Genomic DNA, 13,481 nt, shown 5'->3' on the forward strand with positions numbered 1-13,481 from the left:
AATAGGAATGCGAGTTAAAATATCAGGCTCACAATGGAATATTGAAAATGTTCCTAAAATTCTTTCTTTACGCTGTGCTTACCTAAATGGGATGCTTTATTAATGATGTTTTTACAAAAATGAGATGCACCCGATGCTTACTGAGGCACAAAGGAAAAATATCTACACTGAATTGCGCCTTATGGTATTGGGTGAACCTTTAGATTTTCCCAGTGCTACTTTTGACGCCGTTACTGCTTGTGGGGTATTTACTTACGGACATGCTCCGAGCCATTCTTTTGATGAATTGATTCGTGTTACTAAACCGGGAGGATACATTATTTTTACCCTACGCCCCGATTTCTACGAAAGCAGCGATTTTAAAGACAAAATGGCAAATTTAGAAGCACAAGAAAATTGGAAATTAACAGATCTGGGAGATAAATATCAAGCAGAAAATGTGGATCAAGTGCCTATCTTTTTTCAAACATGGGTCTATCTGGTAATATGAATTTATTAAATAAATAGCTAGGCAAAAATTTTAATTTATTGATTTTGCAGGAACTGACTACTTCCTGCAAAATTAGGATTTTTTGTTAAACGCTACTAAACGGTTAAAAAGGATACAGGTGATATATTGTAACGATTATTTTTTCAGTAAGTTATTTACTGCTTCAAACACTAAAAACTGCAAAACTTTTTCAAAATGTGGCGTTGGTGATTGCGTAATTTTTTAAACACAATCAGGTATAGTTTTGAACTTTACCTTTAAGGATGACAATACAGCTCTAACTGTTGCTGTAGTTGGGATAGAGCCTTCAAGCCTCGCTGAAAATAGAGATATTTATAGCAATTATACGACTTGTGAGGTACACTTATAGTGAAAACATCAAAAACATGAAGATTGGTGATGAGGCCTTATTCATTGGACTTTATACAAAAAAATCTTGAAACACATAATAACGAGGATATTTCTATTATAAAAATAGCTGAAGGTTTTAGAGTAGCGAAAAGTTTCGTGCAGAAGTTGCTGAAACAATATAGAGAAACAGGAGACATAGCCCCTCGACGTTCTGGTGGCAATCCAAAACCAAAACTCAACGAAGAGCATTTAGTTAGTTTAGTAGAAATAATAGAAACAAATAACGGTGCGCGCCTTAAGCGGGCGAGTAAATCGCCCTTGGGTCGCACCGCAATGATGCAACTCTATCAGAACTGTGCGAGCTGCTCGAACAAAAAGTTAAAATTAGAGTAAGTAGAGCAACAATGGCAAAGATCATCAAAAAGTTAAACTATAGTTTAAAAAAAAAACACTATAGGCGGCGGATAAAAACAGTGAAATAGTACTTTAAAAACGTGTATCGTTACGGGTAAAGTTACTCGGGAAATCAAAAACACACCTGAGTTTATCGATAAAGTAAATTTATCCATCATTAGTAGAGCAGATTACTAAACTAAGCAGTAACTAGTGTTACCGGTAGAGTTATTTGGAAACTCAATAAAGTAAATCCCACCTATAATAAAATTAATGAATTTTTGAGTTAACACTGCTTGTTAACTAGAGCTTTTATACTATAGTATTTTTTATATTAATGAGGTACAGATAATTTTTTCCCAGATCCGCTATTCCCTACTCCCTACTCCCTAATTCTACTAATCATGGCCAAGACACACATCCGCTTTGACTGGGCAATCAAAAAACTGCTGAGGGATAAAGCTAATTATGTCGTCCTAGAAGGCTTTATCACCGAATTACTAGGAGAAGAGATTACTATTGAATCGATTTTAGAAGGGGAAAGTAATCGGCTCACCGAAGACAATAAACTGAATCGAGTTGATATTCTAGCCCTCAATAGTGCTGGAGAGTTACTGCTCGTGGAAGTCCAAAACAGTTCCGAAAATGATTACTTTCATCGAATGCTATTTGGTGTCTCCACACTGCTCACCCAATATCTAGATAAAGGAGAGCCCTATAGTAAACTCAAAAAAGTCTACTCGATTAATATTGTTTACTTTACTCTAGGACAAGGACAAGATTACATCTATGAAGGGAAACTAGATTTCCGAGGTCGTCATCATCGTGACTCTTTAGGACTATCCAGCCTACAGAAGGAGTTGTTCAAACTAGAGCAAGTCTATCAGATATTTCCCGAATATTATATATTGAGAGTCAACCAGTTTGATAACGTAACCAGAAACAGTTTAGATGAATGGATCTATTTCCTAAAGAATAGTGAAATCAAAGAAGAGTTCCAAGCCAGAGGATTAGCTGAGGCTAAGGATAAGCTAAGGATTGAGAGTTTACCTTTACCAGAAAAAGTAGCTTATCAGAACTATCTGGAAAATAAACGCTATGAAATTAGCCTACTGGAAGGGGCAGAAGCAGCCGGAAAATTACAGGGGAGAGCAGAGAAAGCCACAGAAATAGCCAAAGCTATGAAAGCAAGAGGGATTGATATCAATTTAATCGTGGCAACAACTGGTTTAACTAAAGAAGACGTTGAGCATTTTTGAATAGTCGCGAAGCGATTTATTGCTCCTGAAACTCTTTTACCTTCTGCCTTCTACCTTAAAACAGCCCATTTATTTTACGAATCAGATCGGATTGCTATAGCTGGGAAACTGCCACCAGCGATGCAGAGGTGCCAAAGGGAGTTTCCCCCACTCGCGCTTTGCATCAAGAAATGAAGTGAATATCACTAAAAGTTTCGATCCACAAACGAGCGCCACAATCGAGTGGATTATCCGGCTGATAGACAATCTTACACGGACCGAGGATTTCGACCTCGTTGCCGTAGAGATTAGTGCCCTTTCGTTTTACTGAAATCACTGGCTTCCGGTCTTTGGGACTTTTCTTCATATTCGAGCCAATGTGATTGCGATTGACATTAATTTTAGCTAAAGCAGGGGGACGACTGGTACGCCATTTGCCCTTTGGTCCACGGGTACCTTTGGTAATTTGTGGCAAATGGTTGAACAGAGGAATAATCCAGAATTTACCAGTTTTATAGGCACCTCGGACGCGACCCTTCTCTAGGAGTTGCCGCAATCGTCTAGAGGAAATTCCTATTGAACCTCCCCACCCTTAAGAGGGCTGGGGATTCCCAGGCACAACAACGTTCGTTGTTGTTATCTCCATGGGCGTGACTTTCCCCCGCACCGGAGGTAGCTGAGTTTAAAGTTACCGTAAGATAGTGGAGCCTTTATAGTTTGCAGGCTATGAGTAAAAGAGGTGCGACCCGTGGCGAATTTAATTCGCCTACGGAAAGCGCACCTTTGGTTAAAAATTTGTAATTAAGGCTCCACTATCTAAGGCGCGCGTCTAATGGGTCAATTCCCAGTTTTTTAAGACCCCGCAATTTTATGTTTATTGCCCCATTAATGTCAGCATCATCGTAATGACCACAGTTAGTACAGACGAACTTTTCTTTTTTTCTGTTTTCTTTACTGGTGTGATGACATCTTGGGCATTTTTGAGACGTATGCTTGGGATTTATTTTTACGACCGGAACGCCTGACTTTGCGGCCACGACTTCGATCTTTTTGACCAGTTCACCCCAAGCTGCATTAGAAATTGAGCGATTTAAACCTCGTTTTCTTGATTGTCCATTGCGGTCATAGTTACCATTTTCATTAGGTCTAGGTTTGCAACGAGATTTCGTTACGGTCGATGCCCGGTATTATCCGGGGCACCTCCGCTCCAGAACCGTGCGTGAAACTTTCGCCTCACACGGCTCCTAGTTATCCTCTCCTTTCGGAGTGCTCCAGTGGATTTGCTGGTGACAACTTTGATGTACAGCCATGAGGTTGTTGTGCTTCCAGTTGTCGTGATTTCCGTCGATGTGGTGTAGGTGTACTATTTCCTCATCTACGAATTTCAACCCGCAATGTCCACAGGAATGGCTTTGCTTTTTCAAAGTTTTTGAAGTAGCGTTATCGTAGAATTTAGAATTTCTTGAACTCCAATATACCAGGTCTCCGTCATATGGGGACTTGGTTCCCCTGACGTTTACGTGTTGATTTTGTTTATACCCTACTGCTGGAAAAGCTTTCTTGCATAGTTTATTGGCTCTGTATCTGTTTATTTTCTTCTCCTTACGAAATTTACGGTGGGTTGTTTTAGCTATGAACCATAAACTATCTCTGGAACTGCTCATGTCGCAGCTTTTATGGTAGTTTCTCCATCCACGTACTATTGGTGCTAACTTCTTGGCTTTTACTTCAGCGCCATAATTCGAGTTGTTGACCACGGCTTTAATCTTCTTTCGTATGTTCCGGTGGTTTTCCTCAGAGGGAATGCATCGGAATTTTCCGTTTTTATGGACGCGGAATTTCCACCCCAGGAGACGAAACCTTAGAAGAAAGAAGCCTTAATTAATAATTTTTAACCCTTTTTTGCATAGTCTGTCCCCTGTAAAGGCTTCTTTCTTCTTACGGTAACTTCATAGGAAGTTGAATCCGTCTGTCGTTTTGGTTAGTTTGGTCTTTTCTTGGTTTACTTCTAGTCCGCGTTGGGCTAAAAAGTTCCTTACTTTTTCTAAAATCTTTTCAGCATTATCTTTTGGTTTGAGTATGATTACCATATCATCCGCGTAACGAATGCTAGGGTGTATACTCTCTACTCCGTCAAGTGCGATATTGGCTAGTAAGGGGCTGACCACACCTCCTTGGGGCGTACCTTGTTCCGGGAATTCCGGCTTTATGCCAGCTTTGAGACATCTGAATATTCCTATCTTCAGTCTCGCTGGAGCTAGCAGCCTATCCATGATGGAGTTGTGGGAAATGCGGTCAAAGCACTTTTTGATGTCTAATTCGATTACTCTTTTGTTAATGCCGTCTTTGTCCGATTTCAGGTGAAGGAACAAGCGTTTTTGTGCGTCTTGCGCACTTCTGCCTGTTCTGAAACCGTAGCTGTCGGCACTGAACCTAGCTTCATGTGCTGGTTCAAGGGCAAATTTCGCTAGACATTGCCATGCTCTATCTTGGATTGTCGGTACTTTCAGCATTCTTGTACCTCCGTTTTTCTTGGCTATGGGGATTTCCCTTAACCCTTGGTGCGTCCAGTTTTCCGCACTAGATACTAGCTTTTTAAGTACCTCATACCTTTCCTTGTATGTTAGGGACTTTTTCCCGTCCACTCCGGCGGTTTTTCTTCCTTGATTAAGCTGTGTCACTTGTCGGATTGCCAGTAACTGTGCTGAGCGGGATTTCAGAATCAGTTTTTGAACAGACCTGGCTTTCCTCAGGTCGCCGTCTCGAACTGCTTTGTATACTCTCCGTTGTAGGCGGAATAGGTTTTGGCGGAGTTGTTTCCACTTTTGACCTTTCCATAGGTCACTATATCTATTTGACATGTGTCTACCCATGCTCTTCTAGGGTTTGTATATTCTGGATACCCGACACCAGTTTCCGGTGTCATCCTACCCGACAGTGGGGATTATGCTTGGCATAGCTTACCGAGGTTACGACCTTTCCTCAGACCCAAATTTGCTGTCGTTTTTACTCGTTCCATCCGTTAGATATTTTGATGATTTAGGACAGTCCAGTTTGCCTATCCTCTTCTCGTAAATTACGGCTATCAGCAATAAAATGCCGTGAGAATAAAAGGATAAAGTCTCGCATTTTACTAGTCAGATTGCGGCTTTATTATTAGACACTTTTTCAGGACTTTTGCTACTGTTATCCTTGTCATCATCCCTATTAGCGGCAGTGTGGCACATCTGATTTACCTCTGATTCCGCCCTGTTGCCAGCGTCACTCTGTAAGTTGCCGCTTACTCGGTGTGGCCAGATAAGGAGTCACATGTTTCCTCATGGGGTGGGCTTTCACCACCATCCGCAGGATAGTTAGGATTTTTGGGGTTAACCCCGCGAATCCCCTGAGTCATAAATTACTCTATATAGAGTAATTTATGACTCAAAACAAGCATCACATTGCTTTAATTAGAGTCGATGCCCAGTATTACCTGGGGCACCTCTCCTTCAGAACCGTGCATGAAACTTTCGCCTCACACGGCTCCTAGATATCCTTACCTTTCGGTTTTGCTCCAGTGTATTTGTTGGTGGCAGCTCTGATGGACTGCTAGTAGGTTCTTTTTAGACCAGTTGTCGTGGTTTCCATCTATGTGATGAAGATGTACATCCTCGTCTTCCATGAACCTCAACCCACAATATCCACAGGAATGGTTTTGCTTTTTCAAGGCTTCAGAGGTAGCATCGGAGTATAATCGCGAATTTCGATTGCTCCAGTACACCAGGTCACCGTCGTAGGGTGACTTGGTTCCCCTTACGTTCACGTGTTGGTTTTGTTTATACCCAACTTTTGGGAATGCCTTTTTACATAGTTCATCAGCTCTATACCGACCTACTTTCTTTTCCTTTCGGAACTTTCGGTGGGCAGTGTTGTTCATGAACCACAAAGAATCCCGAGCGCTGCTCATATTGCAGCTGTTATGGTAGTTCCGCCAACCGCGCACAATGGGTGCCAATTTTCTGGCTTTTACTTCGGCACCATAATTCGAGCTGTTGATTATGGCTTTGATTTTCTTACGTATGTTTCGGTGGTTTTCCTCTGAGGGAATTGACCGAAATTTTCCGTTTTTCTGGACTCGGAAATACCAGCCCAGGAAATCAAATCCTTCTGTCGCTTTGGTTAACTTGGTCTTTTCAACGCTTATTTCCATCCCTCTCTCAACCAGGAATGCTTTGATAGAGTCTAGTACCTTCGTGGCGTTATCTTTTGGCTTCAGAATGACCACCATGTCGTCGGCGTACCTTAGACTGGTGTGTATATCTTCTATTCCGTCTAGTGCGATGTTAGCTAACAAGGGACTTACCACTCCTCCCTGGGGCGTGCCTTGCTCTGGAAACTCAGGGTCTACTCCTGCTTTAAGGCATCGGAATATTCCCTTTTTAATAGTTGCCGGAGCAATAACTCGTTTCATTATGGAGTTGTGGGAGATACGGTCAAAGCATTTTTTGATGTCTAATTCTATTATCCTTTTTGTTTTATTAGAGCCGCTTTTATTTGCTTTTAGGTGATTGTACAGGCGTTTTTGCACATCTTGTGCGCATCTTCCTGTCCTAAACCCGTAGCTGTCGGCGCTGAACAAAGCTTCATGAGCTGGTTCTAAGGCAAACTTAATTAGACATTGCCAGGCTCTGTCAGCAATGGTTGGTATCTTTAACATTCTTACTTTTCCATTCTTCTTAAGGATTGGAATTTCACGAAGTCCGCTATGTTTCCAGTCGTGGCCATAGAGGTTCAATGTTTCAACCAGTTCCATGCGTTCTCTGTAGTTGAGGCTTGACTTTCCATCAACTCCAGCCGTTTTCTTTCCTTTGTTTAGCTGTGTCACTTGACGTACTGCCAAAAGCTGAGCTGCGCGGGATTTCAGTATTAGCTTCTGTAAAGACCGTGCTTTCTTCAAGTCACCATCTCGAACTGCTTTGAACACTCTCTTTTGTAGGCGGAAAAGGTCTTGGCGGATTTTCTTCCACTTTTGACTTTTCCAAAGGTCGCTATATCGATTATTAGACATGCGTCTACCTATACTCTCCTAAGGTTTGTGTTTTCTGGATACCCGCAGCCAGTTATTTGGCTGCATCTTACCCGACAGTGAGGATTAAGTTTGGCATAACTTACTAGAGGTTCGACCTTTCTCTAGACTCAATGTTGCTGTCGTTTTTACTCGTTCCGTCTGTTAGATTTATTTGGCGATTTAGGGCAGTCCACTTTGCCTATTCCCTTCTCGAAGATTACGGATACCAAATATATAGCTCCGTGAGAATGTAAGGAATGAAGTCTCGCATATACTGGTCAGATTGCGGCTTGGACTTAAGACACTTTTTAAGGACTTTTGTTAATCTACCCGTGTCGCCTCCCTTTTAGCGGCAGTGTGGCACATCTGATTTACCTCTGATTCCGCCCTGATGCCAGCGTCACTCTGGTGGGTTGCCGCCCATCTCGGTGTGGCCAGATAAGGAGTCACATATCTTCTCATGGGGTTGGGTTTGCACCACCATCCAATCAGACAGTTAGGTTTGAGGTTTATTCCTCGCGCCCCTAGCTTATACCCCTCCCTACTACGGGAGGCTCCTAGCTAGAACGAGCCGCACATATTCAAGTCCTCGAACACTAAGGCATCTGTACCATCAACTAATTGATTGGCAACATTCCAGTGATAAGCACTACGCTTATTTGTTATACGTTCATGGAGTGAAGCTACTCTGGCGTAAGATTTCCCTCTGTTCTTAGACCCTTTTCTTTTTCGACTAGCTGCTTTCTGCCTCAGTTTTAGACGTCTTTCTCTACACTTAAAAGACTTTTGTTTAGCTGGATTGGCTATTGTTCTCCCATTAGAAAGACTTATTAATTTGTTGATACCTAGATCGCAACCTTTAACTCTCTGAGGCTTAATCTCGCTTTTGTCTTTTACTGGAGTAGTTGGCACTGATTTATCTTCAATTTGAATACTTACAAACCATCCGCGAGCTTTCCTACGAACAGTGACAGATTTTAGAGTAAATCCTTCAGGAATAGGGCGAGAGTTGTAAAAAACCATCCAGCCAATCCCTGGGAGGTATATTCTGTCGCCGTTTAATTTAACTTGACCAGGTGCATATTTAAAACTTCTAAACCGCGACCTTCTCTTAGGTTTTGGGTATCCAGTTTCTCCTTTAAAAAATTTGGAGAAAGCAACATCTAACTGCCTCAAGGTTTGCTGTAAAACAGTTGAATGGATTGCCTTATACCAGGGTCTCTGCTTCTTGAGAGTGGGCAAACTTGAACTTTGTGCTTCATAGGCATTTCTCCTTGGATTCTTCTGGCTATTCTTCCAGGGGTAGCCCACAGAGTAATTTTTGCTTACAGAACAGGTCAACGGACACGCCTCTCCACCACTCCTTAAATCACAATAACTACCTAGCCTTGGGGCTTTTGCTTGGTCGTAAGAATCGTTTCATTAAACTAAGTCGGGGAGTCGCCTCCACCGACTCGTCTTCAAAACCGTACGTGACAGTTTCCCGTCATACGGCTCCTCATGATAGGAACCTTGTCATTGGTACCTCTAGAACGGATTGGTATCTAACTCGGATGAGTCGATTTTCTTTCCGTGTTTTGCGTCGTGGCAGTGTAGATGGAGTAGTTCGAGGTTTTTAAGTTGGTCGTTTCCACCTTGTGAGCGTGGTATTATATGGTGTTTTTCTAACAAGTCTCCATCCTTGAAGGTAAGACCACAGTGAGTGCATTTGCCTTTTTGTCTTTTCAGAAGTTTTCCCTTCTGGCTGGACATTTCCGGGTGTTTTTGCATTCTAGTGTTCCAGTATATTAGGTCGCCGTCGTATGGACTTCTGGTGCCTTGGACTTTTACATGCCTTACAATTGCTGTTTTGGCATGTTTAGGAAGGTAATCATCCTTGTTTGTCCTAAATACCCAATTGTCTATTTTTGGGGCATCCCATGGGTTCTTCGGTTTTTCGACCTTGGTTCCCCAATACTTTTTATTTACCCAGGTTTTGGATTTGTTTGAATGTCTCCTATATCCCCATCTTTGAAGTTTGTTCCAGAGTAGGTTGTCCAGTTTTGAGAATGTCTTTTTACTTACAACTCCACGGTTGTAGTTGCACCATCCTCTTATAATGGGTTTGAGTCTGCTGATTAGGGCAGCTTGGGGAGCAGCTTTGTGTCTATCTATGACTTTGGATAGCTGCTCCCAGTGCTCTTTCACTTTCTTCTTAGATGGTTTTATGAGGGTTTTAAAGCCTTGTTTTGACTGGTTTTTTCCTACGGGGTATTGGCGGATGTTAAATCCTAAAAAGTCAAATCCTTCGTAAGTGTGTGTGATTCTTGTCTTGCTAGGCTTTAATTCCAGGCCGATGTCGTTTAACCATTTGTTTATAATTCTCTGACATTCTTCTACCACTTCTTGGCTTTGGTGCATTATAACGAAATCATCTGCATATCGAATGAAATTTAGTGAATGTCTTCTCCTTCTTCTATTTCCATATTTTGTTGGCAGTGAGTCCGCGTATTGCTTTATCCGTTCTTCCATTCCGTGGAGGGCTATGTTCGCGCAGAGTGGTGATATAATTCCTCCCTGTGGAGTGCCTTCTTCTGTAGAGAATGTAGTTCCTTTATCTACTACTCCGGCTTTTAACCATCCTTTGATTAATCGTCTCATAGTAGGGTAGGTATTTATTTTTTTGAGAAGGTACTCATGGTTGATTTTATCAAAGCATTTTGATATATCTGCGTCAAGTACCCATAATGGTTTCTTACTCACGCCTATGAATATCGCATTGATAGCGTCATGACATGACCTTCCTGGTCTGAACCCGTATGAGTTAGGCTCAAATTTTGCTTCCCATTCGGGTTCTAGTGCTTGTTTAACTAGCGCCTGAAGTGCCCGGTCATATATGGTAGGTATCCCTAAGGGTCTCTTTTCATTACGACCAGGTTTGTCAATCCAGACTCTGCGGGTTGGTTGAGGTCTTTTGTATATTCTAAGGCTGGCTACTAGGATTAGTCTTTGTTTTCCATTTAAGGCTGTTTGACCATCTATTCCGGCAGTCTTTTTGCCTTTATTTTCTTGGGTTACCTTCCTTACCGCTAACATTTTTGCCGACCAGGACTTCATTAGGGTCTTTTGTAACTTTCTTACCACGCGAACATCACCACGGCTCGAGGCTCGATATATTCGTTTTTGCAACTTAAAAACTGTCACTTCTAGCTTTCGCCAGTTGACATTTTTCCATTCCGACTGTGGGGCGAACCCCCGAGTTTTAGACTTATTCATTGCTACTGGCAACCATATCTTTTCCTAATCACGTGAGTCCGTCTGCGTATCTTAGGTATTACCCTAAGCTTTGGCAAATGAGCTCAATCTTTCCACATAGACCATGCGGCTAACTACCTACTCAGGGAATCGACCTTTTCCTGAGAGCATCTATGAGGTTACTTCGTTCCTGATAACCATTCTGTTGAACTTTTAGAGTGATACTGTCCACCGGGAACTAGGGAAATCGTTATAAAAGGGACAAATCTTATAACCCTATATGTTCCATCACATTTTGTTCCCAGCGTTTCTAGCCTTATTGCGCTGGTTCTGTTTCACGGCGGTTCAATCGTATCTTCCCTTTTGGTACTCAGTGAGTTCTACTGCCTGCTACTAGCTCCATATTTAGGCTTACAGAGTTTCGCTGTTCGACCACGCTTTAACCTAGAGTTTGTTGATTCTCATTGATTAGTGGTAGGGCTGTCACTCGGATTTCGCGAGGGTCAGAAATTACCGAAAGAATAGTGCAGCCTTTATGGTCAGCAGGTTAGGCATCATAGGAGTAAGGTTTTGTACTAAGGCTGCACTATTCTAAGGTTTTGTCTCCGGGTTGGTATCTCACCAACATGATTATCAAGTTGTCAAGGTTATTTCCTTGCGACCAATCCCCCAAATCCCTTTCAGGATATGGTTTCTGGCCAACGAATCGCACTATCTCTTAGCAAGTAATTGTACTGCGTTCGCAACATGTCAAGCCACCTGTTCATGGTCACTTCTTGTTGTCGGTTTGGTTTTAGCTTGTAAACGTATCCTGTTAGAGTCGATGTCCCCTATTAGGGGGAGCACCTCTCCTTCGGAACCGTGCGTGAGACTTTCACCTCACACGGCTCCTAGATATTCTCTCCTTTCGGAGTGCTCCAGTGTATCTGTTGATGGCAGCTCTGATGGACTGCTAGTAAGTTCTTCTTAGACCAATTGTCGTGGTTTTCATCAATGTGATGAAGGTGTACAGATTCGTCTTCTAGAAACTTCAATCCACAGTGTCCACAGGAATGGTTTTGCTTTTTCAAGGCTTCGGAGGTGTGCGGCTCGTTCTAAGTAAGAGCCTCCTGGAACAGGAGGGGTATGACTTAGGGGATTCGCGGGACTAATCCCGAAAATCCTAACTATCCGTTGGATGGTGGTGAAAACCCACCCCATTAAGAGATATGTGACTCCCTACCTTGGCCACACCGAGCAAGCGGCATCTTGCAGAGTGAAGCTGGCACCAGGGCGGAATCAGAGGTAAATCAGATGTGCCACACTGCCGCTAAAGGGGAGACGACATGGGTAGATTAACAAAAGTCCTGAAAAAGTGTCTGAAAGACAAGCCGCAATCTGACTAGTATATGCGAGACTACATCCTTTAATTCTCACGACGTTGTACCTCCGATAGTCGTAATCTCTGAGAAGAGGATAGGCAAATTGGTTAGAAGTTACCGCAAGAATAGTGGAGCCTTTATAGTTAGTCGGCTATGGGTAAAAGGGTTAAAAATTTTGTAGTAAGGCTCCACTATTCTAAGGTTTCATCTCCGGACTGCCCTAAATCGTCATAATAATCTAGCGGATGGAACGAGTAAAAACGGCAACAATACTAGGTCTGGGGAACGGTCGAAACCCCAGTAAGCAATGCCTCGCTTAATCCCTATTGCCGGGTAGGATGCAGCCGGAAACTGGCTGCGGGTATTCAGAATACATAAACTCGCTTGAGAGTATGGGTAGACGCATGTCAAATAGATATAGCGACCTTTGGAAAAAGCAGAGTTGGAAGAAACACCAACAAAACCTATTCCGCCTACAAAAGCGCGTGTATAAAGCAGTTCGAGCCAGAGATTTGAGGAAAGCTCGGTCTCTACAGAAATTGATACTGAAATCCCGTTCAGCTCAACTTTTGGCCGTCCGTCAAGTGTCACAGCTAAACCAAGGGAAAAAGACTGCTGGGGTCGATGGCATTAAAAGCCTCTCCTATAAGCAAAGATGGGAACTAGCGGATGAACTGCTTGGCTCGTCCACTAAGTGGAAACACAATCGGTTACGAGAAATCCCCATTCCCAAAAAGAACGGGAAGACTCGGATTCTAAAAGTCCCCACCATAGCCGATAGGGCTTGGCAATGTCTAATAAAATATGCACTGGAACCAGCACATGAAGCCACCTTCAGTGCAGATAGTTACGGATTCCGACCTGGTAGATGCACCCAGGACGTACAAAAACGTCTATTTCTACATCTAAAATCAGACGCAAATGGAATCACAAAAAGGGTCATCGAATTAGACATCAAAAAATGCTTTGACCGCATCTCACACCCTTCAATTATGGAGAGACTTATAGCTCCCGCATCTATTAAGTTGGGAATATTCCGCTGCCTTAAAGCCGGAGTAAACCCAGACTTCCCGGAGCAAGGCACCCCACAGGGAGGTGTCGTCAGTCCCCTACTAGCTAATATCGCACTTAACGGAATAGAGGAAATACACACCAGCCTCCGTTATGCGGACGATATAGTGATTATCCTGAAGCCAAAAGATAATGCGGAGAAGGTGCTGACTAAAATCAAAGCCTTCTTAGAGCTGATTTGTAAATAAAAGCTTAAGAAGCTAATCGGCGAGTCATTAAACGAATAAGCGAGCCATAAATCATCGCTTCGCGCTTTGGTTGTGTACAATTCATAATCTTTACTCAAACGCCGAAAT

13 protein-coding genes and 2 pseudogenes are annotated in these 13,481 nt (G+C 42.7%); 5 read left to right on the plus strand and 10 right to left on the minus strand.

Annotation, left to right across the window (positions count from 1 at the left end; genetic code table 11):
- Positions 1–133 precede the first annotated feature (133 nt).
- The 3 genes from F6K46_RS33690 to F6K46_RS33700 all read left to right on the plus strand — a co-directional run bounded on the left by F6K46_RS33690 (position 134) and on the right by F6K46_RS33700 (position 2,493).
- Entirely contained in the window at positions 134–490 is a 357-nt protein-coding gene (locus F6K46_RS33690; RefSeq protein WP_293066327.1) for a methyltransferase domain-containing protein, read from the plus strand.
- A 399-nt stretch (positions 491–889) separates the two neighbouring features.
- Positions 890–1,234 carry a hypothetical protein gene (locus tag F6K46_RS33695; RefSeq protein ID WP_293066338.1) on the plus strand — a complete coding sequence of 115 codons (345 nt, stop codon included), beginning with the start codon at positions 890–892 and terminating at the stop codon, positions 1,232–1,234.
- A gap of 404 nt (positions 1,235–1,638) precedes the next feature.
- Positions 1,639–2,493, plus strand: coding sequence for an Rpn family recombination-promoting nuclease/putative transposase (locus F6K46_RS33700; protein WP_075904044.1), 855 nt, complete (start codon positions 1,639–1,641; stop codon positions 2,491–2,493).
- A 163-nt stretch (positions 2,494–2,656) separates the two neighbouring features.
- Here the strand turns inward: F6K46_RS33700 and F6K46_RS33705 are convergent, their stop codons facing one another.
- From F6K46_RS33705 to ltrA, 8 genes are all read right to left on the minus strand, one after another.
- Complete coding sequence (locus tag F6K46_RS33705; protein ID WP_293066331.1) at positions 2,657–3,028, minus strand: DNA-binding protein; 372 nt, start codon at positions 3,026–3,028, stop codon at positions 2,657–2,659.
- 256 nt (positions 3,029–3,284) lie between these two features.
- Positions 3,285–3,509: a transposase gene (locus F6K46_RS33710; RefSeq protein ID WP_293066334.1), complete on the minus strand. Its 225-nt coding sequence runs from the start codon at positions 3,507–3,509 to the stop codon at positions 3,285–3,287.
- 207 nt (positions 3,510–3,716) lie between these two features.
- Positions 3,717–4,322: a group II intron maturase-specific domain-containing protein gene (locus F6K46_RS33715; protein ID WP_366510840.1), complete on the minus strand. Its 606-nt coding sequence runs from the start codon at positions 4,320–4,322 to the stop codon at positions 3,717–3,719.
- A 99-nt stretch (positions 4,323–4,421) separates the two neighbouring features.
- On the minus strand, positions 4,422–5,333 hold the full coding sequence (locus F6K46_RS33720) for a reverse transcriptase domain-containing protein (protein ID WP_366510837.1): 912 nt from the start codon (positions 5,331–5,333) through the stop codon (positions 4,422–4,424).
- Between the two features lie 674 nt (positions 5,334–6,007).
- Complete coding sequence (locus tag F6K46_RS33725) at positions 6,008–7,519, minus strand: reverse transcriptase domain-containing protein (RefSeq protein WP_293066337.1); 1,512 nt, start codon at positions 7,517–7,519, stop codon at positions 6,008–6,010.
- 321 nt (positions 7,520–7,840) lie between these two features.
- Positions 7,841–7,981 carry a hypothetical protein gene (locus F6K46_RS33730; RefSeq protein WP_293030707.1) on the minus strand — a complete coding sequence of 47 codons (141 nt, stop codon included), beginning with the start codon at positions 7,979–7,981 and terminating at the stop codon, positions 7,841–7,843.
- Positions 7,982–8,080: 99 nt separating this feature from the next.
- A complete protein-coding gene (locus F6K46_RS33735; protein WP_293117804.1) occupies positions 8,081–8,860 on the minus strand; it encodes a transposase in 780 nt (259 codons plus the stop codon).
- Positions 8,861–9,046: 186 nt separating this feature from the next.
- Positions 9,047–10,774 carry a group II intron reverse transcriptase/maturase gene (gene ltrA / locus F6K46_RS33740; RefSeq protein ID WP_366510841.1) on the minus strand — a complete coding sequence of 576 codons (1,728 nt, stop codon included), beginning with the start codon at positions 10,772–10,774 and terminating at the stop codon, positions 9,047–9,049.
- Between the two features lie 481 nt (positions 10,775–11,255).
- Here ltrA and F6K46_RS33745 point away from each other — a divergent pair.
- Positions 11,256–11,348 (plus strand): annotated as a pseudogene (locus tag F6K46_RS33745) (RNA-guided endonuclease TnpB family protein); the annotation flags it as partial.
- 85 nt (positions 11,349–11,433) lie between these two features.
- Here the strand turns inward: F6K46_RS33745 and F6K46_RS33750 are convergent.
- Both F6K46_RS33750 and F6K46_RS33755 read right to left on the minus strand, forming a co-directional pair.
- Positions 11,434–11,559: pseudogene (locus F6K46_RS33750) on the minus strand (helix-turn-helix domain-containing protein); the annotation flags it as partial.
- Between the two features lie 84 nt (positions 11,560–11,643).
- Positions 11,644–11,823, minus strand: a complete 180-nt coding sequence (locus F6K46_RS33755; protein WP_366510838.1) for an HNH endonuclease — start codon at positions 11,821–11,823, stop codon at positions 11,644–11,646.
- A 695-nt stretch (positions 11,824–12,518) separates the two neighbouring features.
- Here F6K46_RS33755 and F6K46_RS33760 point away from each other — a divergent pair.
- The gene (locus F6K46_RS33760; protein ID WP_366664733.1) at positions 12,519–13,373 is read left to right on the plus strand and encodes a reverse transcriptase domain-containing protein; all 855 of its coding nucleotides are present in this window, start codon (positions 12,519–12,521) and stop codon (positions 13,371–13,373) included.
- The last annotated feature ends 108 nt before the right edge of the window (positions 13,374–13,481 follow it).

Source organism: Moorena sp. SIO3E8 (genome assembly GCF_010692445.1).
Lineage (GTDB): Bacteria > Cyanobacteriota > Cyanobacteriia > Cyanobacteriales > Coleofasciculaceae > Moorena > Moorena bouillonii.